The organism is Microbacterium croceum (genome assembly GCF_023091245.1).
Taxonomy (GTDB): domain Bacteria; phylum Actinomycetota; class Actinomycetes; order Actinomycetales; family Microbacteriaceae; genus Microbacterium; species Microbacterium croceum.
Window position 1 is genome coordinate 2,099,163 of record NZ_JAHWXN010000001.1, and the last position, 23,020, is coordinate 2,122,182.

The following is a 23,020-nucleotide window of genomic DNA, read 5'->3' on the forward strand; positions in this document are numbered from 1 at the left end:
CGATGGCGCTCAACGTCAGCCTCGTCTCCGCCGACGCGGAGGTCTGGACGGGAGAGGCGAGCCTCGTGGTCGCAAAGACCGTCGAGGGTGAGATCGGCTTCATGTCCGGCCACGAGCCGGTGCTGGCCATCCTCGCCGAAGGCCAGGTCCGGATCACCCAGACGGATGGCACCAAGGTGCTGGCCAACGCGCAGGATGGGTTCCTCTCCATGGAGGGCGACACCCTGACGATCGTTGCCGGCAACGCGGCCCTCATCGCCTGAGTAGTTCACCTCGACGCGTCCGCCTTGGGCTCCCATCACCGGGACCTGAGGCGGACGCGTCTGTCTGTATCGAGGCTTCATGAAGATCCTGCTTCCACCGTCCGAGACCAAACGACCGGGTGGTTCGGGTTCCCCCCTGGACCTGGAGGCGCTCGCACTTCCCGGCCTGCACGCCGAGCGCTCCGCCGTCATCGATGCGCTGGTCGATCTCTCTGCCGACGAAGAAGCTGCGCGTTCGGTGCTGAAGCTCAGCGCCCGACAGCTGGGCGACATCGAGCACAATCGCACGCTGCGGCACGCGGCGACCATGCCTGCTGTCGACCGCTACACCGGCGTGCTCTTCGATGCGTTGGACGCCGCCACGCTGTCGTCCGCGTCTCGTCGGTGGCTGGACGCGCACGTCTGGATCCACAGCGCGCCGTTCGGCCCCGTCGGTGCGTTGGATCCGATCCCCGCGTATCGGCTCGCGGCCGGTACGTCGCTTCCCGGAGTCGCGCCGTTGCGCCGGCACTGGGCGGATGCGACAACCGACGCGATTGTGGAGGATGCACCTGCATTCGTGCTCGATCTGCGCAGTGAGGCGTATGTCGCGCTCGGGCCGGTCCGCGATCACCTCCCCTCGGCGTACGTGCGTGTCGTCACCGACGACGACGGCGGACCGCGCGCGCTCAACCACTTCAACAAGAAATCCAAGGGGCTCCTCGTGCGCCAGCTCGCCGAGACACGCCCGACGCTGGGTTCGCTCCGGTCGCTGCGCAGATGGGCGGAGAGACGCGGGATCGTGCTCCGCGACGGTGCCGATCCCGGCACTCTGGAGCTCGTCGTCTCGGAGTGACGCGCGGCGGCAGCCTTCGTCACATGGGGAGTTCTCCCCGTGTAGGTCGTTGCCCGCTGACAGAGCGACCGATATTGTTGTGTCTCGGCGCGGAGAGCGCTCGCTCATTCCCATCCGGAGGGGATCATGGACTCTTACTACTACGACGCAGGGGCTGCCGCGTTCATCGGCATCATCGTGCTCATCAGCTTCATCGTCGGCATCGCCGGCTACGTGCTCGGATCGCTGTTCCTCATGAAGATCTTCGACAAGGCAGGCGTGCAGGGCAAGTGGCGTGCGTGGGTGCCCGTCTACAACACGATGATCTTCTTCAAGCTCGGCGACCTGAGCCCGTGGCTCGTGCTGTACGGCCTCGGCGGCACGATCCTGTTGTCTTGGATCGGCATCGGCGCGATCTTCTCGATCGCTCTCGCCGTGCTGTCGCTTCTGGCCGCCTGGCGCATCGGGCTGAAGCTGCAGAAGGACGCCGTCTGGGTCGTGCTGTACTTCTTCCTCGCGATCGTGTGGCTCGGTATCAACGCCTTCGACAAGTCGCGCTGGAACCCGAACATCGTCCCGGCTTCCTGGGCTTCGAACGGCTTCCTCGGCGACCGCACGGTCTGGGACGGTATCCCCGTTCAGCCTTCTGGCGCTGCTCCGCAGGGCTATGGCGCAGCGCCGCAGGGCTACGCACCGCCCGCTCCGCAGGGGTACGCACCGCCCGCTCCGCAGGGGTACGCACCGCCCGCTCCGCAGGGGTACGCACCCCCGGCGCAGCCCGGATACGCGGCGCCCGCTGCGCCGTCGACCGGAGCTCCGGTGCCGCCGGCCTCGCCTTCCACGCCGCCGGCTCCGCCCGCAGCGCCGCCGGCTGCTCCGACCACGCCGCCAGCTCCGCCCGCAGCGCCGCCGGCTGCTCCGACCACGCCGCCGGCAGACCCCACTCAGCCTCCGGCCTGAGAGACGTGACAGAGAGCCCCCGACTACAGTCGGGGGCTCTCCGCGTTGTGCATCGGATGACAGACGCCGGCCTCGACTAACGTGGACGTCATGGTCATGTCGCAGCGCCGTGTGGGCGCCTCCGGTCTCCTCGTGTCTCCCACCGGCCTCGGCTGCAACAATTTCGGCCGCGCGGGTACCGCCACGGAGACGCTCACCGGTACCCGTGAGGTGATCGATGCAGCGATCGCGAACGGCATCACATTGCTCGACACCGCCGACATGTACGGTGCCGAGGCCGGGACGAGCGAGCTGCTGATGGGCGAAGCGCTGGAGGGCCGCCGCGATCGCATCGTGCTCGCGACGAAGTTCGGCCACGAGCGCGACATGGGCTACGACTTCCCGGCAGGGCGTGGTTCCCGTCGCTACGTGCGCCGTGCGGTCGAGGAGTCCTTGCGCCGGCTGCGTACCGACTGGATCGACCTCTACCAGCTGCATCTGCCGGACCCCGAGACGCCGATCGCCGAGACGACCGACGCGCTGGACGAACTGGTCAGGGAGGGGAAGATCCGCTACTACGGCCACTCCAACTTCACAGGCTGGCAGATCGCCGAAGCCGAGTTCGTCTCTCGCCAGCGCTCGACAGGACGATTCATCTCCGCACAGAACCACTACTCCTTGCTGGCGCGCGCCGCCGAGCGCGAAGTACTGCCCGCGGTGGAGCGGTATGGCCTCGGCTTCTTCCCCTTCTTCCCGCTGCACAACGGTCTCCTCACGGGCAAGTTCACCCGCGATGGCGGGCCTGCCGAGAGTCGGATCATGTCGAGCCGCCGTCACGTCTGGGAGATGGCGCCCTGGGACGCCATCGAGGAGTTCCGCACCTTCTGCGCCGACCGCGACATCACCATGCTGCAGGCGGCGTTCGGATGGCTGCTCGCGAATCCGCTGGTCTCGAGCGTGATCGCCGGCGCCACGTCCGCCGCGCAGATCGAGGCGAATGCGCAGGCAGGGGAGGCCTGGCGACCCGACGCCGACGAGCTCGCGGCGATCGATCGGCTCTTCCCGCTGCCGGAGGACCCGGGCGCCCGGGTATGAGTGCGGCACGGGAGTTCCACTACGATGTGTGAGTATGCTGCGACCGCCCGACTGGTCGCAGATCCATCGGAGGCAGCACGTGGCTGAGACGACGACGACGACGCGCAGCGTCACGGTTGCGCAGCGCCGTCTGCTGCTCTCGTGGGCGGGGGTCACCGATCAAGGGCGCCGTCGGGACAACAATCAGGATGCGTTCCTCGCGGACTTTCCGCTGTTCATCGTCGCGGATGGAATGGGTGGACACGCGGGTGGCGAAATCGCCAGCCAGAGCACCGTCTCCCGGCTGCAGGCCGTGGTATCGGACGGTCCGGTGACGCGTCCGGCCATCGAGTCCGCGCTCGAGCGAGCGGTGGCCGACATCGCCGAGCATCCGGAGACGACGGATGAGGGCACGGGGACCACGCTCACCGGGGTCTTCCTCGATCTCGCTGACGATGAGCCGCGGTGGGTCGCGCTCAACATCGGCGACTCGCGCGTGTATCTGCTCCGCGACGACCGGCTGATCCAGGTCACCACCGACCACTCGGTCGTGCAGGAACTGATCACCGCGGGCAAACTGAGCCCGGAAGAGGCCGAGGGACATCCGTACAGCAACGTGATCACGCGCGCAGTCGGTGCGAGCGAGTTGGCCGCCCCGGATTACACGACGATCGATGTCCGAGCCGGAGACCGTTTCGTGATCTGCTCGGACGGGCTCACCAAGGAGCTCACCGACTACGGCATCCAGCACTTCCTCCGCAAGAACGCGGAGCCGGGGCCGGCTGTCGATGCCATGCTCGCCGCTGCGCTCGAGAACGGCGGTCGTGACAACGTGACGCTCATCATCGTGCAGGTCGGTGACCCCGACGAGTCTTCCTCCACAGTCGCCGACACTGCCGAATAGCCCTTCAGCATTGTGGAAGATCGGGATCCGAGGTGATTGACGCGGTCGAATGAGGGCATGGATGCTCCACCGATCGTGCTCCCTTCCGCGCCTGCCTCTGTCCGGCGTGCTCCCTTGCCGTTCGCCGCGGCGATCATCCCTGTCGCCGCAGGTGTCGTGTTGTGGCTGGTCTCCGGATCGCTGTACGCCCTCTGCTTCGCTGCACTCGGTCCGCTGATGCTCGCCGCGTCTGCCTTCGACGCCGCCCGTATCCGGCGGCGAGACCGGCGCAGAGATGAGGCGGAGTCGGCTGCCGTGTGGGCATCTGCGGAGGAAGACCTCTCGTCGCGGCAGCAGGCGGAGCGCGCCGCTCTGTGGCACCGCCATCCCGATGTCGCCCGGTGTCTCGCGCAGCCACCCCTGCGGGGGACGGATGCGCCTGGTATCGCAACGGAAGTCGTGATCGGGAGCGGACCCGTTCCGAGCGCCGTTCGGTGCAGCGGAGGTACAGGCCAACGGGCGCGGGAGTTCCAGAGGAGGTGCGGGATCCTCACGGAGGCCCCGGTGCGGGTGAAGCTCGGTGCGGGGATCTGTGTTCGCGGATGCGCACCGCAGAGCGCCGCGGTTGCTCGTGCCCTCGTGGCACAGCTCTGTCTCCGCTTCAGCCCGGCGCAGCTCGTGCTGCTCGGCGATCATCTTGAAGAGAACGGCCTCTCAGCGCTGCCCCACGCCCGGTCTGCGCGACGCGGTGGGCTTCGTCTTGGATTCCTCATGGCGGGGGACGCACGGGTGCCCCTCGATGCCGCGGTCTGGGCGGTGCCGCCGGGCGCCGAAGTCCCGGAGGGGATCACTACCGTCATCGATGTCACCGAACCGAGCCGTGCGATGGTCCGCACACCCGAGGGATCGCACGACATCTCGCTGGAGGCACTCTCTGTCGATCAGGTCGTTCAGCTCGGCCATGACAGCGGGGAGGACATCGAAGACTCCTGCGGCGTCCCTGCGTTCGTGGCACTCCACGACCTTGAGCAGGGACGCGGTGAGACGGGGCTGCCCGCCGTGATCGGCCGCTCCGCACAAGAGGACGTCGTGATCGACATCGTGACGGACGGTCCTCATGCGATCGTGACAGGCACGACGGGTACGGGCAAGAGCGAGCTGCTGGTGACCTGGGTGACCGCCATGGCGACCGCGCACGGCCCTGATCGAGTGTCGTTCGTGCTCGCGGACTTCAAGGGCGGCACAGCGTTCGAGCCGTTGCGGGAGCTGCGCCAGGTCGCAGCAGTGATCACCGATCTCGATCAGGAGGGCGCGCGTCGTGGCGTGTCCAGCCTGACGGCGGAGATCCGTCGGCGCGAGTCCGTGCTCGCCGCCGCGGGAGCACGCGATGCCGGTGAGATCTCGATGCCGCGACTGGTGATCGTGATCGACGAGTTCGCCGCTCTGATACAGGAGCATCCCGACCTCGGCCAGGTCTTCACCGACGTTGCCGCACGCGGTCGCGCGCTCGGCATGCATCTGATCCTGGGCACTCAACGCGCGTCCGGGGTCGTTCGAGACGCCCTGGCCGCGAACTGTCCTCTGCGGCTCAGCTTGCGCGTCGCCGACGCTGCCGACAGCCGGCTCGTGATTGGCACGACGGATGCGGCTGAGCTTCCCGGTGGCGCCGAGTCTCGGGGTCTGGGTTTCGTGCGCCGACCGCAGGACCTCGGGCCGCAGATCGTCCGTATGGCACGCGCAGCGGCGGCGGATGTGAGTCGCGTCGCGAGCGACTGGCGGACTGCCACGCGACCGCGTAGCCCCTGGAGACCCGCGCTTCCTGCGCTGCTTCCTCTCGACGAGCTGCGGCCGGAGGCTGTCGCCCTCACCGATGCACTCGTCCTCGGACGAGCCGATGTGCCTGAGCAGCAGTCACAGCCACTGGAATCACTGCGTCCGGGGATCGATCGTGGACTTGCGATCCTCGGCGCAGCGGCATCGGGGCGGACGTCGGTGCTGCGGCTGCTGGCCGCGCAGCATCCGCAGGCGGTGTGGATGCCCGGGGACCTGGAGGCCGCGTGGGACGTCATCAGTTCGTGGCGGGACGGATCGGTCGCGCTGCCGAGCGTCGTCCTGTGTGATGACCTCGATCGGCTCGCGGGCGCGTGGCCTCCCGAGTACGCGCACGAGTGGCTGAACCGGGTGGAACAGCTTCTGGGAACCGCACACGAGACGATGTTCGTGATCACGGCGACGCGTGTCGCCGGTGGAGTCGGACGCCTGCTGGAGGCGCTGCCGCGACGTGCGCTGCTGCGGATGACGAGTCGGGTGGAGCATCTGGCCGCCGGGGGAGAGGCATCGGGGTTCCGCAGAGACCGTCCACCGGGGCGTGCGCGCATCGACGATCGCGAAGTGCAGCTCGCCTGGGTCGACGCCGTCGCACCCGTGGCATCGGTATCGACCACCCCTCGGTGGCGTCCGGGAGAACAAGGCTCCGCCGTCGTGAGCGCGGCTCCCGTACGTGTCGTCGAGCGTCTCCAGGCCGACTATCCCGAACATGATGTCCTCCTGCTCGAGCCGGGCGTGCGCGCGGAGAGGAGCGGCGCCATCCTGGTGGCCGATGCGGAGACCTGGCAGCGGAATCCGTCGGTGTGGCGACAGCGGCGCGCGGAGGGTGAGGTGTTGTTCCGCGCCGAGCACCCGGTGGAGCTGCGGCAGTTGGCCGGCCTGCGTGACCTACCCCCGTATGCGCACGCACGTTCGGGCAGGGCATGGTCGGTGCGAGGGGAGGAAGCCGTGCGCCGGGTCATCCTCCCCTCGTTCGCCCCCACGAACAGACAGACCGTGGGTCAGGCGGCGGACGAGACGGCTGATGAGACGTCGGGGCCGGCGACGGCACAGCTCACGCGGAGACAGAGACGTGCAGACCGGGAGGCTGGCACGAGCGGGCTGTGAGCGAGAGGTGCCGCGCGGGCGAGTGGGTCAGATCCCGGCGCCGGGGCGGATGACGCCGACCTCCGCACCACCGCCGCGCACAGAGAGCGGAAGGGCAGCGGCCAGGGCAGCGACGTCGGCCTCGCTGACGGCGCCGGCGCGGGCGAGGAGAGTCGCAGCGACGATCGTGGATGCACGTGAGGCGCCGTCGAGCATCTTGAGTCCGACGGTCGTGCCGTCCGGTGCGACCATCACCATCACGCCTTCGGCGCCACCCTTGGCGAACACGCCGAGCTTCTCGATGGCGACAGTGTCAGGGCGGCTCGGCCCTTCGATGGTCCACGGGTTCTCGCGCACGGCACGCACCAGGGACCCGGCCACTCGGTGCAAGGCGAACGGGGAGCGGTCGGACGCGGTGCCGATGCGGTGGATGGAGCGGGTGAGGCCGGTGAGCGTCAACGCATACACGGGAGCGCCGCATCCGTCGATGGCCGTGTGAGCGACCTTCTCGCCGGTCAGCCGCTCGATCACCTCGCGGATGTGCGCCTGCAAGGGGTGGGTCACGGCGAGGTAGTCGTCTGTCGCCCAGCCGGTAGCGACACAGGCGCGCAGCATCGCGGCGTGCTTGCCAGAGCAGTTCATCCGAACGCGTGCGGGCTGGCCATGCTCGCGCACCATCTCGTCGCGGGTGGCGGTGTCGCTCGGCCATGCGGGCGGGCAGCCGAGGTCGTCCTCGGTGAGACCGCCTTCGGTGAGCATGTCGCGCACCGTGCTCGCGTGTCGATCGGTTCCGGTATGGCTGGCCGTCGAGAGAGCGAGCTGCTCGCCCTCCAACACGGCGCCGGCCGTGATGCAGGCGACGGCCTGCAGCGGCTTGAGGATGGAGCGCGGGAGGATCAGCGCGTCGGCATTGCCGTGGCGGGCGATCACCTCGCCGTCTGCGGAGAGGACGATGGCCGCGCCCGCGTGGCGTGACTCGATGAAGCCGCTGCGTTCGACGACGGCGAGCTCGACGGATTCCTGAACGGTGAGAGTCTCCAGCACCGAACCAGCCTACCGTCGGCCACCCCCGCGACCAGGCCGATGCACGTGTGCGCCCGGGGTCTTGTGCCGATGGCAGACTGGGCGCATGGCTGCACACTCCACCTCTCTCACCCTCGGCGACCACCACTACGCCCTCACGTCCACGTGGACGGGGAACAGCGGGTCGGGCACCAGCGGGTATCGCGACTACCGGCGTGATGTGACGATCGAGGTACACGGGAAGCCCGAGCTGTTGGCCTCGGCAGACAAGCCGTTCCGAGGGGATCCCGCCAGATGGAACCCGGAAGATCTGCTGCTCGCGTCGCTCTCGGAGTGCCATCTGCTCTCGTATCTGCACGCCTGCGTCACCGCGGGTGTCGTGGTGGTGTCGTATCTCGACCGCGCGACCGGGCTCATGCGCGAGAACGGAGCAGGCGGGGGTGCCTTCGTGGAGGTGATGCTGCGACCCGAGGTCGTCGTTGCGGAGGCGTCGATGATCGAGGCGGCGGAGCGCGCGCACACGCAGGCGAACGAGTGGTGCTTCATCGCGAACTCGATGAACTTCCCGGTGCGTCACGAGGCGACCGTGACAGCGCGGGCCTGAGCGCCGCACCGGATTCAGCCATCTGCTTGGGTCAGCGGCGCTCGTGCGGGAGCGCCTGGATGATCTTCTCGATCGTTCCCTGCGCAGGCGCCTCGTTGTAGGCGCCGGCGAGCTCCTGACCGGAGAGCGCGTGGATCGCTGCCATGATCTCGTCGGTCGCGAGGCGCCGAGCCCGTCCGCTGGTCGCCGGACCGTGCGGCGAGAGATCGAGCGGCTCGCCGAACCGCACAGTGATGCGCTCCTTCAGCGTCGGCATCTTCGCGCCGACCGGCATCACCTTGTCGGTGCCGATGAGGCCCACCGGGACGACCGGCGCACCGGTCTGCAGCGCGAGGAAGGCGACACCGGTGCGCCCTTTGTAGAGGCGTCCGTCTGTGGAGCGGGTGCCCTCGGGATACAGCGCCACCGTCAAACCTTCATCGAGGAGCTGGCGTTGCAGATCGAGCGCGTCGAGTGCGGCCTGACCAGCGCCGCGCCGCACCGGAATGGCTCCGATCGACTCGAAGAAGGTCTTGCTCATCCATCCGCGAAAGCCGGTGCCCTCGAAGTAGCTCGACTTCGCGAGGAAATGCACGGGACGCGGAGCAGCCACAGGGATCGCGATCGAGTCGATGAACGAGAGGTGATTGCTTGCGAAGATCACGGGGCCGGTGGGCGGCACGTTGTCACGGCCTTCGATGCGCGGTCGGTACACAAGGCGTGCCAGCGGCGTGATCAGGCTGCGTCCGAGCCGATAGGTGAATCCGGCGTGACGAGGCTTTGCAGTCTCTTCTGACGAGGATTCGGGCTCGACGGACTGCTCAGAGGTCATCAGAGCAGGTTACTCCGGGATTCATGCCTTCGCTGGAATGAAGAATCGCGCCGCGTCTCCCAGCGCGAGCAAAGGGGAATAGGGGAGGATGGAGTGTCCCGATCGCGATCCAGAGGTCTCACTGTGCGCAAGCGTCCGCTCATCGTCCTGTCCACCGTCGCTGCGGCGACCCTTCTGCTGGCAGGATGCTCCGGCACGTCCTCGCCCGAGAGCTCGAGCACGCCCGAGCCCACGGCATCGAGCAGCTGCGCTCTCGACGCCCAGGCCGGCGATACCTCCAATGCCGTCGTCGTCGACGGTGAGGGTGCGGACGCCAAGGTGACGGTCCCGTCCGATGCCCCGTTCGCAGGTGTCGAGCGCACGATCGTGGCGGAGGGCAAGGGCGAAGACATCGGCGTCGGCGATCTGGTCTCTGTGCAGTACCAGATCGTCGACGCGAAATCGGGCGAGGTGCTGGACTCCTCAGCTCGTGGCGAAGGCGGACTGCTTCCCGTCCTGCTCGACACGAACCAGTCGTCGCTGTTCGTCGCGGCACTCGAGTGCGAGCCGGTCGGCTCTCAGGTCGTGCTGACGCTCCCGGGCAGCGTTCTCGGCGAGGGGGCGAGCAACGTCATCGTGTATGCCGAAGCAGTCGAGCAGCTTCCCGAGGTCGCCACCGGCACCCCGGTCGACCCGACTCCCGGGTTCCCGACGGTGAAGCTCGACGATGACGGCGCTCCCACCATCACGATCCCCAAGGGCGACGCGCCCGCGAAGACCGAGGTCGCCGTGCTCAAACAGGGTGACGGCGCGACGGTCGGCGCTGGTGACCTCGTCGTGGTGCAGTACCGCGGCGTCAAGTGGTCCGACGGTAAGGAGTTCGACTCCAGCTGGAGCCGTGACGCGACCCCCTCGCAGTTCCAGACCAGCGGCGTCGTGACCGGCTTCCGCCTCGCGCTCGAAGGCCAGAAGGTCGGCTCGCAGGTGATCGTCGTGATGCCCCCGTCGGACGGCTACGGAGCCACCGAGGGTCACGAGCTCCAGAAGGAGAGCCTCGTGTTCGTGGTCGACATCCTCGCCACGACACCCGTCCAGCAGTAGCGGGAGCGGAGCCGAGGACGTGCCATAGGCTGGCGGCATGCGTCGAATCATCGTCCTCGGCTCCACCGGCTCCATAGGCACACAGGCGCTCGACGTCATCCGAGCGAACCCCCGTCGCTTCGAACTCGTCGGCCTCGCCGCGGGAAGCAACCGCCAGATGCTCGACGAGCAGGCGGAACAGTTCGGCGTCGAGAGCACAGCGCTCGGGGCTGCGGAGGCCGAACAGCTCGTGCGCGACGTCGAGGCGGACGTCGTGCTCAACGCGATCACGGGCTCGATCGGGCTCGGCTCCACACTGGCTGCTCTGAAAGCCGGTCGCACGCTGGCCCTGGCGAACAAGGAATCCCTGATCGTCGGCGGGCAGCTGGTGCTGGCCGCGGCCGCCCCCGGTCAGATCGTGCCGGTCGATTCCGAGCACTCCGCGCTGGCGCAGGCGCTGCGCAGCGGCAGACACGAGGAGGTGCGCCGCCTGGTCGTCACGGCGTCCGGCGGACCGTTCCGGGGGCGCTCCAGGGCGGACATGGAGTCGGTCACTCCCGCGGAGGCCCTGGCGCATCCGACCTGGGACATGGGCCGTATGGTCACCACGAACTCCTCGACCCTCGTCAACAAGGGGCTCGAGGTCATCGAGGCCCATCTGCTCTTCGACATCCCCTACGAGGACATCGAGGTGGTCGTGCACCCGCAGTCGGTGATCCACTCCATGGTCGAGTTCATCGACGGGTCGACCATCGCGCAGGCGTCGCCGCCGGACATGCGCCTGCCGATCTCGCTGGGCCTGGACTGGCCGAACCGCGTCGGAGGTGTCGGCCGGCCGCTCGACTGGACGACGGCGACATCCTGGACGTTCGAACCACTCGACAATGAGGCGTTCCCCTCGGTCGCGCTCGCGAAGGCCGTCGGCCGCGCGGGGGCGACCTTCCCCGCCGTCTACAATGCCGCGAACGAGCAGGCCGTCGACGCGTTCCATGAAGGGCGTCTGACATTCCTCGGGATCGTCGACACGATCGCCCGGGTGGTCGATGCGCACGAGCCCCCGGACACGCTCACCGTCGAGACGTTGGCTGCGGCCGAGCTCTGGGCGCGACAGAAGGCCGACCAGCTGATCGTCGCCGGAGCCTGAGCGCCGCTCAGTCCTGGTCGGGATAGGGGACGGGCCAGCGGGATTCCGGCACGGGCCACCCAGCTGCCCGCAGCGCGCGACGGGCGAGCTCACGGGCGGAGTACGGTGTGCGCACGCCGCGGATGTCGCGGTAGTCCTGATGCCCGGGGCCCGCCCACAGGATCGCGTCGCCCTCGCCGACGAGTCCCACCGCCGCCACGATCGCGCGCTCCGGCGGCGAGTACTCGTGGATCTCTGCGTCAGGGCGTGCCGTGCGCGCACCGGCGATGAGCGTCGCCCTGATCGACTCCGGGTCCTCGAAACGGGGGTGGTGGTCGGTGACGACGAGTATGTCGCTGCCCTCCACGGCGGTGCGCGCCATGTCGAAGCGCTTGCTCGCGTCGCGGTCGCCGTCGGCTCCGAACAGCATCAGCACGCGTCCGGGAGTGACGCGGCGCACGGCGGCGAGAGTCTTCTCGAACGCGTCGGGGGAGTGACCGAAGTCCACGAAGACCGCGGGGCCGGTGTCGCCCGAGACGAGCTGCGTCCGTCCAGGCAAGTACGCCCGGATGCCTCCGTCGCGCTCGAGGGCCTCGGTGATGCGCTCCCAGGCGTATCCGCCCTCGAGCAGCATCACGATCGCGAGGGCCGCGTTGGCCGCCATGTGCGGTCCGATGACGGGCACCGTCGTGGTGAGCGAGCCGAGCGGACCGGTCATCGTGAAGGTCGTGCCTGCTGCGCGCTCGTCGTCGATCACGACGACCCAGTCGGCCTTCTCGGCACCGGCAGGGTCGGCGGCGATCGATGGGGTGCCGACGGTCACCACGGGGATCTCGGCGCGGTCCACGACGATCGCGCCGGACGGGGAGTCCAGGCAGATGACGCCGCGCGTGGAACGATCTGGGCGGAACAGGGGAAGCTTCGCCTCGAAGTACTCCTCCATGTCGGCGTAGTCGTCGAGGTGGTCGTGGCTGAGGTTCGTGAATCCGGCCACATCGAAGTGCATGCCGTCGACGCGGTGACGAGACAGCGCCTGGGCGCTCACCTCGACGGCGACGGCCTCGACATCCCGCTCGCGCATCAGCGCGAGGAGCGCGTGGAACTCAGACGCCTCCGGTGTGGTGAGTCTCGATACGATCACCTCGCCCGCGATGTGACGCTCGGCTGTCGAGGAGAGACCGGTGACCACCCCGATCTGGTCGAGGATCCCTTCGAGCAGGTGCGAGACGCTCGTCTTGCCGTTCGTGCCGGTGGTCGCGAACAGCAAAGGCAGCGGATCGTCGGCACCGGTGCCGTACACCCAGGCGCTGAGATCTCCGAGGATTCCGCGCGGGTCGTCCACGACGAGGATCGGAAGCCCGGCGTCCTGAGCTATCGTGGCACCCGCGTCATCCGTGATGATCGCGACGGCGCCCTTCTCGGCTGCAGCGATGGCGAAGTCGGCTCCATGGCGGTTGACGCCCTGGATCGCGACGAACGCCTCGCCGGCGCGGAGATCCGCCGTGGCGAGGGTGATGCCGGTGACGGTGATCCCCGTCGTATCGCCGCGTACCTCGCGTGCGAATCGGGAGACGAGTTCGGACAGCTCACGCCGGGGCGGGTTCGCGGGGCGGAGCACGGGAGGCAGGCTCGGTTGTTGTTCAATCGACATGTCGCATCCATGATCTCATGTCGTCGCTGCGATCCCGGTGCGGCACGTCCCCTCATCCGACAGAACCGGAGAGGAGACGTGCCGGGTGGTCAGGGCTTGCGTCGGTAGGCGAGGACGGACACGACCAGAGCAGCGAGGCCTGCCACGAGGCCACCGGCGCCCAGGATCGTGCCCCCGGCGCTCTCCGCAGCGGGAGCGGCGGGAGACTCGCCGTCCGCAGCGTCCGGGTGATCGCCGTGGCCGCTTCCGGTCGCGGCGTCCACCGTCACCACCGGAGCGGGCGCGTCCAGGCTGTGCGGGTCTTCGCCGTTCTCGGCGATCTGGGTCCATTCGGTCGCGCCGTCGACGCACCGCTGCTCGACGGGGAACGCCAGCGATGCCGGGGACTCCTCGTCCAGGCCGACGCCCATGCTGACCGCACCGCGGAGATCGGTCGGAACCGGCGAGAGGGCGGTGTAGGTGACCGCCGAGACCAGGCCGTCGTCGCCACGCTCCACGTCGATCGTCCAGTCTCCGTCCAGCGTCGGCGACACGGAGGCGAGCCCCTCGGGCATCGTGATGCGCAGCGAGGTCGTGGGGGAGTTCTCGCAGCCGTGCGAGAACGAGAACGTCAGCACACCGTGATCTCCCGCGATGAGTTCGTCGGGACTGACGGTGACGTGGGCGCTGGCCATCGCAGGCACGGCGACGGCCAGCAGAGCTCCTCCGGCGATGGCGGCCGCGAGACGGGCGGCTCGGTGCGAGCGCGCGGGGGTGGGGGACATGGTGGAACGGGACATGTGGTTCTCTCCTGCAGAGGTGTGGCGGGCGCGCCGATGGCACGCTTCCGCGGGGATGGCGCGCTCGGGAGCGAGGGCGCCGCTCGTGCGGCCGATCAGCCGCGCAGGAGAGCAGGAGGGCCGCGCCGCGAGACGCCGGCCGTGAGGGCGGCGGCTGTCAGGGCGACGAGCGTCGAGACGAGGAGGGGCGGCCGGCGATGTTCCGGCGGTGTGGGAGACGGCACCGGTCGCAGGAGCGTCTGCACCCAGTCGACGATCGACTGCAGCAGCGACTCGGCGTGCCAGAGCAGGAACAGGGTCAGGACCGCGGCGACGACGTGTGCTCCGAGCATCGCGAGGCTCGGAGCCGGAAGAGCCGATACCGCGCCGAGCTGCGAGAGCTCCAGATGATGCGCGTGACCAGGGGGCGCGATCGCTCCGTCGACGGTCGGGGCACCGAGCATCTGGAACACGACATGGAATGCCGCCTGCGCGAACAGCACGGTCGCGGTGGTTCGCACCCGAGAGCGGCGCACGCCGATCACCAGTGCAGACAGTGGGGTGATCAGAGCCGAGACGGCGAGGATGAGCAGCGGATGTGGCGCTGCCCCGCCGCCGATCGTGTGCGACACGGCGGCGATCAGAGTGGCCGCAGCGGAGACGACGACGGCACGCATCAGTCGCAGCTGCCGGGAGGTCACAAGACAAGACTACGGGTGCCGGGCAGATTCCTAGACGGGGCGCTGTAGCGTGAGCAGGTGGAAATCCTGCTCTATGTGGGTGGCATCCTGTTCATGCTGATCGGCCTCGGCCTTTCGATCGGCCTGCACGAGGTCGGCCATCTCGTCCCCGCGAAGCTCTTCGGCGTGCGCGTCGGCCAGTACATGATCGGCTTCGGTCCGCGTCTGTGGTCGAAGCGCATCGGGGAGACCGAGTACGGGTTCAAGATGCTCCCTGTGGGCGGTTTCATCTCGATGTCGGGCATGTACCCGGCTTCCCGCACGACCGGGCCCGCCAAGGGGGTCTTCCGCGCGCTCATCCAGGACGCCCGTTCCGCGAACGACGAGACGATCGCGGAGGGTGCGGAGGATCGCGTCTTCTACCGGCTGCCGGTCTGGAAGCGCGTGGTCGTGATGCTCGGCGGACCGTTGATGAACCTGATCCTCGCGGTCGTCATCTTCACCGTGATGCTCTCCGGTATCGGACTCCAGCAGGGGACGACCACCATCGCCTCCGTGAGCGAATGCGTCGTGCCGTCCGGCTCCACACAGACCGAGTGCGGGGCGGATGACCCCGCCACCCCTGCGGCCCAAGCCGGAATCATGCCGGGCGACGTCCTGGTGTCGATCGACGGCACGCCGGTGTCGACCTTCGCCGAGGCGACTGCGATCGTGCAGGCGGCGCCGGGGAAGACACTCGACCTCGTCGTCGAGCGCGATGGTGCACCGCAGACTCTGAGCATCACCCCCGTCGTCGCGGAGCGCACCCTCACCGACGCGAGTGGCCAGCCGCTGCTCGACGAGCAGGGCCAACCCGTCGTGAAGGAGGTGGGCTACGTCGGCATGGCGGCCCAGATGGGCTTTGTGCCGCAGCCGTTGACCGCAGGCGTGGAGATGACCGGCGATACCGTCGCCCGCGTCGGGTCGCTGATCGTCACGCTCCCCGTCCGTCTCTGGGACGTCGGGGTGGCGCTCGTCACCGGAGGGGAGCGCGACCCCAACGGACCGTTGAGTGTCGTCGGTGTCGGCAGGCTCGCCGGCGAAGTGGCGGCGACCGAAGCTCCGGTGCTGAACCGGCTCTTCGGGCTGCTCGGTCTGCTCGGATCGCTGAACATCGCACTGTTCGTGTTCAACCTGATCCCGCTGCTCCCGCTGGATGGCGGTCACATCGTCGTCGCGCTCTGGGAGGGGATCAAACGGGCCTGGGCCACGCTCTTCCGTCGTCCTCCGCCCGCTCCCGTCGACGCCACCCGGCTGGTGCCGCTCACGGTGATCGTCGCGACCCTGCTCATCGCGATGGGAGCGCTGCTGATCATCGCCGACCTGTTGCGCCCGATCGACATCCTGGGCTGACCCTCGATCGCTCTCCCGGGCGCTCAGGCGAGCGCGTGCGCGACCAGACGCTCCAGGGTGCGGATGCCGTCGCGTGACAGGATCGACTCCAGGTGACCCTGCACGGATGCGAAGTGCTCGCCGCGGAGGGCGTAGACGTCTCCGGATACGGCGTCGGCGGAGACCTCGGCGCCGTCCACCGAGGTCGTCCCCGGCGTCACGCGGGCCGTGAACGTGTTGTAGAAGCCGATCGACGCGTCCTCACCGAACACAGGGACCGACTTCTGCAGTCCCTGGTGCGGAGAGTCCAGCGGAGCGAGCCCGATGCCGAACCGGTCGCTCAGGATCTGGTGGCTCAGACAGACGGCGAGCAACGGCTGCCGGGCATCGGCTCGACGGGCGACGACGGCACGCATGCGTGCGATGCGGGGGTTGTCGATATCGCGCGGGTCACCGGGGCCGGGGCCGGCGACGACGAGGTCGGCCGCGTCGAGCTCCGCATCCGTCACCTCGTTCCATCCGGCGATCGTGACATCGAGTCCCAGATGCCGCAGCTGGTGCGCGAGCATCGTCGTGAAGCGGTCCTCGGCATCCACGACGACGGCGGTCTGCCCGCGGAAGGGGCCGGTCACGTCGTCGCCTTGCGGATTCAACCAGAAGTCCGCCAGGCGCGAGTTGCGCGACGACAGCAGCGTGGCGATGGTCGGGTCCTCAGCCAGGGCGACCTCGGCGGCGGGGGCGTCCGCGTCGCTGCGTGCCTCGGCTGCGCGGTCGCGGTCGATGGCACCGATGGCGCCGAGCACGCCGGCAGCCTTGCCGTGCGTCTCGCTCACCTCGCCGTGCGGGTCGGAGTGGCGCACGAGCGTCGCCCCGACCGGCACGCGCAACGCGCCGTCCTGCACGTAGACGGTGCGGATGAGGATCGGAGCGTCGAGGTCGTGCCCGCCGTCGGCGTTCGGGGTGAAGAGAGCGGCCACGCCGGAGTAGTACCCGCGCGGCTCGCGCTCGTGCCGACGGATGACGGCACAGGCGTTCTGCATGGGGGAGCCCGTGACGGTGGGGGCGAACATCGTCTCGCGCAGGATGTCGCGCGGATCGAGCCTGCTGCGGCCGCGCAGCATGTACTCGGTGTGGGTGAGTCGCGACATCTCCTTGAGGTGCGGGCCTGTGATCCGGCCTCCGTCGGAGCAGACCGCACTCATCATCTTGAGCTCTTCGTCGACCACCATGAACAGCTCCTCGGTCTCTTTGGTGGAGGAGAGGAACTCGACCAGCGTTTCACGCGTCGAGCCGCCGGCCGGGTGGCGGAAGGTGCCGGAGATCGGGTTCATCGTGACGACGCCTCCGCGCGCGACGACGTGCGCCTCGGGGCTCGCTCCGACCGCGATGTGGCCGGGGGTGAAGACGGCGAAGGTCCAGTACGCACCGCGCTCGTGGGTGAGCAGGGCGCGGAACCAGGTCAGCGCCGCGGTGCGATCCTCGACGTCGATCCGTGCGGTGAAATCGCGGCGGATCACGAAGTTTGCACCCTCGCCACGGCCGATCTCGTCGGCGATGACCCGCTCGACGATCGCGGCGTACTCCTCGTCGGCAATGTCGAAGCCGGCATCCTGCAGTGGCACCGGAGTGGAGGGCAGCGCGTCCTCCACCATGGACGTCGGTAGTGTCAGATGCTCGTCGACCACGATGCAGCGCAGGGGGGCGCCATCGTCCTGGGCGACGAAGCCGCGCTCACGGACCTGGCGGTACGGCACCAGCGCGAAGACCTCGCGGGGTGAGCCGTCGATCGTCAACGGGATGTCGGCGAGGAGATCGACGTCCACGACCTCTCCCGTGAGGAGCTCGACGGATTCCGCGCCGTCGCGTGCGATCAGCACGAAGGAAGAGCTCGGGTCAGCGCTGAGCTCGGCGAGTCGTGAGAGGGTCATCGATGTCTCCTGTGCAGGGCTCCGGCTCGGCTCAACGAAAAGACCGCCCCGGAGGCGGTCTGGATTCGTGGGAACGCGAACACACCGCCTAGGAGGCGGGCCACCAGGTCTGGTTCGCGAGCATGGGGCGAAACTACCACATGGCGCAGGGTCAGCCCTGGCGCATGACGCCGCACGAGTGTGCCCGACATCCAGCCGGTGTGCATCCAGGCGGCGTAGTCTGGAGGAGTGCCAGCAGTGAATCTTGGGATGCCGAAGATCCCCGAAGTCCTCGCCCCTCGCCGTAAGTCCCGCCAGATCAAGGTGGGCAAGGTGCTCGTGGGCGGCAACGCCCCCGTCAGCGTGCAGTCCATGACGACCACGAAGACGACGGACATCAACGGCACTCTGCAGCAGATCGCCGAGCTCACGGCTTCGGGCTGCGAGATCGTCCGTGTGGCCGTGCCGCACCAGGACGACGCGGACGCGCTCAAGATCATCGCGAAGAAGAGCCAGATCCCCGTGATCGCCGACATCCACTTCCAGCCCCGGTACATCTACACCGCGATCGATGCCGGCTGCGGTGCCGTCCGCGTGAACCCGGGCAATATCCGCGAGTTCGACGGCAACGTCGGCAAGATCGCCGCGGCGGCCAAAGCGGCGGGCGTCTCGCTGCGCATCGGCGTGAACGCGGGTTCCCTCGACCGGCGCATCCTCGAGAAGCACGGCAAGGCCACCGCCGAGGCACTCGTGGAGAGCGCGGTCTGGGAGGCGTCGCTGTTCGAGGAGCACGACTTCCACGACTTCAAGATCTCGGTCAAGCACAACGACCCGATCGTCATGGTCAAGGCCTACCGCCAGCTCGCCGAGCGGGGCGACTGGCCGCTGCACCTCGGCGTCACCGAGGCCGGCCCCGCCTTCCAGGGAACGATCAAGAGCGCCACGGCGTTCGGCATCCTGCTCGGCGAGGGTATCGGCGACACGATCCGCGTGTCCCTCTCCGCACCTCCCGCCGAAGAGGTGAAGGTCGGTCACCAGATCCTGCAGTCGCTCAACCTGCGTGAGCGCAAGCTCGAGATCGTGTCGTGCCCCTCGTGCGGTCGTGCGCAGGTCGACGTCTACACGCTGGCCGAAGACGTGACCGAGGGGCTCAAGGACATGACCGTCCCGCTGCGCGTCGCCGTGATGGGCTGCGTCGTGAACGGGCCGGGAGAGGCGCGCGAGGCCGACCTCGGCGTCGCTTCCGGCAACGGCAAGGGACAGATCTTCGTCAAGGGCGAGGTCATCAAGACCGTTCCCGAGGCCGAGATCGTCGCCACCCTGATCGAAGAGGCGAATCGCATCGCTGCGGAGATGGGCCCCGACGCATCGGTCGGCACCGCGCAGGTCATCACGGTCTGACGCACGTGCCGGCTCGTTCTGTGCCGCTGCCGGACAGCCGCCGCGGCGACCCCCGAGGAGTTCCATGCCTGCCACTCTCGTGACCTTCGCCGATGGATCGGCCATCGGCGACGGCACCGTCACCCATGTCGAGGCCTCGTCTGAGGGGGTGATCGTCGTGGTCGACACCACGCCCTTCCACCCGGTCGACCACACCTGGCCCGACCAGCCGGGCGACTCCGGCGCGCTCATCCTCGGAGACGCCCGCGTGGTCGTGGCGGAGGCGGTCATGGCGGCGGTCAGCGACGAGGGAGACTTCGCGGTCGGTGCGGACATCCCGGTCAAGCGGGGAGCCGAGGGGTGGACCTGGCTCGTCGGTCACCGGATCGACGGGGAGACCCCGTCGGCGCTTGTCGAGGGGGCTGCCGTGCGCCTCGAGGTCGACGCTGTCCATCGCGCCGGCCTGAGCCGTGGGCATACGGCGTGCCACCTCGCCTCGCTCGCGCTCGATCTCGCCGTCGCCGACCTGTGGCGCAAAGACCCCGGCTCCGATGCGCTCGGAACGCCCGATTTCGAGGGTCGAGCGAATCAGTCCAGCCGCATCCACGAAGACGGCAGCGTCGACGAGTACCGTCTGGGCAAGAGCCTGCGGCGCGCGGGTTTCGACACCGAGACCTTCGCCGCGACTCTGGCCGCGCGCGAGGCTTCCATCAACGCGCGTCTCTCGGAGTGGGTGGCTGCGGCCGCGACCAGTCGGGTCGTGACCGAGGGGCCGACCATCGTGGACCGCCGTCGCTGGCACTGTGATCTGCCCGAAGGGGAAGCCGTCATCCTCTGCGGAGGGACGCATGTCGCCTCGCTCGCGGATTTCGCCTCGATCTCGGTGGCTCTCGACCTCCGCGACCCGCAACTCCTGGTGATGACGACGACGGTTCTCCCCTCCGCCTGAGCAGGGGCGTCACCACATCGCGCGCAGCACTCGTTCCGCATCTGCCGCGGTCAGACCGCTGCGTCGGGCGGCCTCGGCAAGTGCGCGGGCCGCGTCTGCGACCTCCTGGGAGACCGCGGTGGCCGCGCGGCTCACGCGCGTGCCTGCACCGGTGCGCGAGACGACGAGTCCGTCGTCTTCGAGCTGGCGGTAGGCCTTCGCGACCGTTCCCGGGGCGATCCCCAGATCGGAGGCGAGCTGACGCACGGAGGGCAGTCGTTCATCAGCGGCGAGTCGACCTGTCGTGATGAGACCCCGGAGCTGGCTGTGCACCTGCTCCGCCGGTGTGCCGCCGGTCGGCGTGAGCGCGATGATCATGAGGCGGACGTGGTGACGGGAGTGAGCTGCCGTGCGGGGCTCGGGATCGCGGTCAGCGCGATGACGATCCACATCGCGAGTCCGGCGGTGAGCGCGATCACGCCGCACCAGTCCAGCGTCGGACCGAGCGCCGCGAAGGGCGGAGTGACCGATACGGCGCCGAGCTCCGTCGTCGTCGTGCTGCCGATCAACGATGCGGTGCCGGCCAATGACCGGAGCACGACCGCGAGATGGATGAGCAGCGCACCGCACGCGGCCCGGCCGGTGTTCGCGGCGCGGAGTCGGCGTACCGCACTGTCGTGCGCGATGTCATCGCTCCAGGCGGGACGAGGCAGGAGCGCCCAGGCTCCGGCGGTCGCGACCAGGAGCACGGTGACGCCGGCGAGTGCCGGAACCGAGTAATGCCACCCGTAGATCCCCGTGCCCATCTCGGTCCCTGTGGTGCCGATCGAGATCGTGTAGGTCGTGTAGCGCCCGTTCTCGTCGCGTCCGGATGCATTGCCGGCGGCCACCGAGAGCGCCACGATGATCGCCGCGACCGCCAGTGCCGTGATGATCCAGCGCACAGAGACGAAGGACATGATCGTGCGTCGGGAGATCTGCGCGACCGCTCCGCGATGCCGCGTGACCGGGGGGATGGCGAGGACGACCACGGCCGCGATCCCGAGCGCCAGTGGAGCCATCGACCGGACGTCGAGGTCGAAGAACCCGAGGGGCGGGACGACGAACGGGAACCACACCAGGGCAGCCATCGTGAGTGCGGGGATACCGCCCGCTGCGGCCGTGAGCCACGAGGCCGGAGTGCCGATGCGCGGCAGCGGGGGCAGATTGATCAGGCGGATGCCGATGGCCACGATCGCGGCGACCGCGATCGGAGCGGAGGCGAGCAGCAGGATGGTGAGCATCGCTTCTCCCAAGTGTGTCGATTGATTGATACAAAATGTATCAGTCAATCGATACATATGGCGAGGGCCATCCTCATGACACCGCGAGGCTCAGATCTCGAAATCGACCTCACCGCGCCCGATGTCGGCGCGGACGACCTTGAGTCGGACCACGTCTCCGGGTTTCGCCCCGGTGGGAAGGGGAGCGGAGGCCGTCACGGCGGGAGCCGCGATCTGGATCGTCGCCCGCTCGCCACGAGACTCGATCACGGTCGCGTCGATCATCGATCCGACGAACGGGGTGAGCAGGGCGGCTTCGACTGCATTGACGGTCGCCGAGTTCAGGCGGGAGGCGCGCTGGCCGGACTCCTGCATCAGGGCGGGCAGCGTCGCGAGCGAGTCCCGCGCCCAAGCGGGCACCTCTTCTCCCCGCGACACCGCGAGGCAGATGGCGAGTGTCCAGCGGTCGACCAGTCGTCGCAGCGGCGCGGTCGCATGCGCGTAGGGTGCGCCGATCGCCGCCTGCATCGTGCTATCTGGGGTCTCCCCGTCGAACGCGACGTAGCCCGCGCCGCGGAACAGCATCGATGCCGCTTCGAGCACCGGGAGGGTGAGTGGGTCTTCCCTGTCCAGCCCGCGCAGATATTCGCCGTACTCGCCCGAGATCCACGGACGCCCGAGTGCCTCGGTCTGCAGGCGGAACGCGTCGAAGGACTTCTCATCCGGCTGCGGCATCGTGCGCAGGATGCCGGTACGGGCATCCAGCATCAACGACGCGGCGGCCATGCCGGTCATCAGTGACAACTGCGCGTTCCACTCCTCGACGGGAAGGGGGCGGCGCCGCTCGATGGCGTACGTGCCGTCCTCTGCGCGCACGACCTCCTCATCCGGGAGGTTCAGGCTCGCTCCTCCGCGCAGCCGCTCCTGCTCGATGCGCAGCGCCCCTACCTCGGGCAGCAGCGCCCAGAGACCGTCCTCGCCGCGATCCAGCGCCGCCTGGGTCGAGACGTAGTCGAGCTGCGCGCGGGAGCGGATCAGCGCCCGTTCGACACGGAAATCCGACACCGTGCCGGCGTCGTCCAGCGCGAACGTCCAGACCAGCGCGGGGCGATCCACGCCCGCCAGGAGGGACGCGCGATCCTCGCTGAGCATGCGCGGATGCAGGGGGATCGATCCGTCCGCCGCGTACAGCGTCTGACCTCGACGCCGTGCCTCCGCATCCACCGCTCCTCCCGGCTCGATGAAGCCGGGGACATCGGCGATCGCGTAGCGCACCGTGTACCCGCCCGCTCGCCGCTCCAACTGGAACGCCTGGTCGAGATCCCGCGAGCCCTGCGGGTCGAGCGTGGCGAAGGCGATGTCGCGCAGGTCGCGCTCGGGTGCGGCGGCGTGTGCCTCCTCCGCTTCCGCGATGACCTCCGCGGGGAACTCCACCGGGGCATCGAGGGACTCGCGCAGGGCGGTCAGGGCGACGGCGAGTTCGGTCTGCGCAGCTGACGGCGCGACATGCGAGCGGCGCTGGGGCATGTCTCCCAGACTAGGGGCGCAGGACGGCCCGTTCGCCGACGTGGCGCGTT

Annotated in this window: 21 protein-coding genes; 12 read left to right on the forward strand and 9 right to left on the reverse strand. The window is 68.9% G+C overall.

The annotated features are described in order from the left end of the window. Window positions 1-2: 2 nt before the first annotated feature. The 6 genes from KZC51_RS09890 to KZC51_RS09915 all read left to right on the forward strand — a co-directional run bounded on the left by KZC51_RS09890 (window position 3) and on the right by KZC51_RS09915 (window position 6,907). Window positions 3-263: a F0F1 ATP synthase subunit epsilon gene (locus KZC51_RS09890; protein ID WP_247629810.1), complete on the forward strand. Its 261-nt coding sequence runs from the start codon at window positions 3-5 to the stop codon at window positions 261-263. A gap of 79 nt (window positions 264-342) precedes the next feature. Then, the gene (locus KZC51_RS09895) at window positions 343-1,098 is read left to right on the forward strand and encodes a YaaA family protein (protein WP_247629811.1); all 756 of its coding nucleotides are present in this window, start codon (window positions 343-345) and stop codon (window positions 1,096-1,098) included. A 126-nt stretch (window positions 1,099-1,224) separates the two neighbouring features. After that, entirely contained in the window at window positions 1,225-2,037 is an 813-nt protein-coding gene (locus KZC51_RS09900) for a large exoprotein (protein WP_247629812.1), read from the forward strand. A gap of 90 nt (window positions 2,038-2,127) precedes the next feature. Further along, window positions 2,128-3,111: an aldo/keto reductase gene (locus tag KZC51_RS09905; RefSeq protein WP_247629813.1), complete on the forward strand. Its 984-nt coding sequence runs from the start codon at window positions 2,128-2,130 to the stop codon at window positions 3,109-3,111. A 79-nt stretch (window positions 3,112-3,190) separates the two neighbouring features. After that, entirely contained in the window at window positions 3,191-3,994 is an 804-nt protein-coding gene (locus KZC51_RS09910; RefSeq protein ID WP_247629814.1) for a PP2C family protein-serine/threonine phosphatase, read from the forward strand. Window positions 3,995-4,051: 57 nt separating this feature from the next. Next, entirely contained in the window at window positions 4,052-6,907 is a 2,856-nt protein-coding gene (locus KZC51_RS09915) for an FtsK/SpoIIIE domain-containing protein (RefSeq protein WP_247629815.1), read from the forward strand. 27 nt (window positions 6,908-6,934) lie between these two features. Here KZC51_RS09915 and KZC51_RS09920 read toward each other — a convergent pair whose 3' ends face one another. Then, window positions 6,935-7,930, reverse strand: a complete 996-nt coding sequence (locus KZC51_RS09920) for an asparaginase (protein ID WP_247629816.1) — start codon at window positions 7,928-7,930, stop codon at window positions 6,935-6,937. 85 nt (window positions 7,931-8,015) lie between these two features. Between KZC51_RS09920 and KZC51_RS09925 the strand changes: the two genes are divergently transcribed. Further along, the gene (locus KZC51_RS09925; RefSeq protein ID WP_247629817.1) at window positions 8,016-8,513 is read left to right on the forward strand and encodes an OsmC family protein; all 498 of its coding nucleotides are present in this window, start codon (window positions 8,016-8,018) and stop codon (window positions 8,511-8,513) included. Between the two features lie 31 nt (window positions 8,514-8,544). Here KZC51_RS09925 and KZC51_RS09930 read toward each other — a convergent pair whose 3' ends face one another. Beyond that, window positions 8,545-9,324, reverse strand: a complete 780-nt coding sequence (locus KZC51_RS09930; RefSeq protein WP_247629818.1) for a lysophospholipid acyltransferase family protein — start codon at window positions 9,322-9,324, stop codon at window positions 8,545-8,547. A gap of 123 nt (window positions 9,325-9,447) precedes the next feature. Between KZC51_RS09930 and KZC51_RS09935 the strand changes: the two genes are divergently transcribed. Together KZC51_RS09935 and dxr are read left to right on the forward strand one after the other, a co-directional pair. Beyond that, window positions 9,448-10,404 carry an FKBP-type peptidyl-prolyl cis-trans isomerase gene (locus tag KZC51_RS09935; RefSeq protein ID WP_247629819.1) on the forward strand — a complete coding sequence of 319 codons (957 nt, stop codon included), beginning with the start codon at window positions 9,448-9,450 and terminating at the stop codon, window positions 10,402-10,404. Window positions 10,405-10,441: 37 nt separating this feature from the next. Next, complete coding sequence (gene dxr, locus KZC51_RS09940; protein WP_247629820.1) at window positions 10,442-11,527, forward strand: 1-deoxy-D-xylulose-5-phosphate reductoisomerase; 1,086 nt, start codon at window positions 10,442-10,444, stop codon at window positions 11,525-11,527. A 7-nt stretch (window positions 11,528-11,534) separates the two neighbouring features. Here dxr and KZC51_RS09945 read toward each other — a convergent pair whose 3' ends face one another. From KZC51_RS09945 to KZC51_RS09955, 3 genes are all read right to left on the reverse strand, one after another. Beyond that, the gene (locus tag KZC51_RS09945; protein WP_247629821.1) at window positions 11,535-13,157 is read right to left on the reverse strand and encodes a Mur ligase family protein; all 1,623 of its coding nucleotides are present in this window, start codon (window positions 13,155-13,157) and stop codon (window positions 11,535-11,537) included. Between the two features lie 89 nt (window positions 13,158-13,246). Then, window positions 13,247-13,936 carry a YcnI family copper-binding membrane protein gene (locus KZC51_RS09950; RefSeq protein ID WP_247629822.1) on the reverse strand — a complete coding sequence of 230 codons (690 nt, stop codon included), beginning with the start codon at window positions 13,934-13,936 and terminating at the stop codon, window positions 13,247-13,249. 95 nt (window positions 13,937-14,031) lie between these two features. Next, entirely contained in the window at window positions 14,032-14,616 is a 585-nt protein-coding gene (locus tag KZC51_RS09955; protein WP_247629823.1) for a hypothetical protein, read from the reverse strand. A 57-nt stretch (window positions 14,617-14,673) separates the two neighbouring features. On the opposite strand from KZC51_RS09955, the gene KZC51_RS09960 reads away from it, so the two are divergent. Beyond that, complete coding sequence (locus tag KZC51_RS09960; protein ID WP_247629824.1) at window positions 14,674-15,987, forward strand: M50 family metallopeptidase; 1,314 nt, start codon at window positions 14,674-14,676, stop codon at window positions 15,985-15,987. Window positions 15,988-16,010: 23 nt separating this feature from the next. Here the strand turns inward: KZC51_RS09960 and KZC51_RS09965 are convergent, their stop codons facing one another. Next, a complete protein-coding gene (locus tag KZC51_RS09965; protein WP_247629825.1) occupies window positions 16,011-17,894 on the reverse strand; it encodes a chorismate-binding protein in 1,884 nt (627 codons plus the stop codon). Between the two features lie 228 nt (window positions 17,895-18,122). Between KZC51_RS09965 and ispG the strand changes: the two genes are divergently transcribed. Together ispG and KZC51_RS09975 are read left to right on the forward strand one after the other, a co-directional pair. Then, complete coding sequence (ispG, locus tag KZC51_RS09970; RefSeq protein WP_247629826.1) at window positions 18,123-19,274, forward strand: flavodoxin-dependent (E)-4-hydroxy-3-methylbut-2-enyl-diphosphate synthase; 1,152 nt, start codon at window positions 18,123-18,125, stop codon at window positions 19,272-19,274. 64 nt (window positions 19,275-19,338) lie between these two features. After that, a complete protein-coding gene (locus tag KZC51_RS09975; protein ID WP_247629827.1) occupies window positions 19,339-20,202 on the forward strand; it encodes an alanyl-tRNA editing protein in 864 nt (287 codons plus the stop codon). A 9-nt stretch (window positions 20,203-20,211) separates the two neighbouring features. Here KZC51_RS09975 and KZC51_RS09980 read toward each other — a convergent pair whose 3' ends face one another. The 3 genes from KZC51_RS09980 to KZC51_RS09990 form a co-directional block, all read right to left on the reverse strand. Next, window positions 20,212-20,559 (reverse strand): GntR family transcriptional regulator, encoded by a 348-nt coding sequence (locus tag KZC51_RS09980; RefSeq protein ID WP_247629828.1) that lies wholly within the window; start codon window positions 20,557-20,559, stop codon window positions 20,212-20,214. Then, window positions 20,556-21,464 (reverse strand): hypothetical protein, encoded by a 909-nt coding sequence (locus KZC51_RS09985; RefSeq protein WP_247629829.1) that lies wholly within the window; start codon window positions 21,462-21,464, stop codon window positions 20,556-20,558. The genes KZC51_RS09980 and KZC51_RS09985 overlap by 4 nt, the downstream gene beginning before the upstream one ends. Window positions 21,465-21,554: 90 nt before the next feature. Next, window positions 21,555-22,970: an RNB domain-containing ribonuclease gene (locus KZC51_RS09990; RefSeq protein WP_247629830.1), complete on the reverse strand. Its 1,416-nt coding sequence runs from the start codon at window positions 22,968-22,970 to the stop codon at window positions 21,555-21,557. Between the last annotated feature and the right edge of the window lie 50 nt (window positions 22,971-23,020).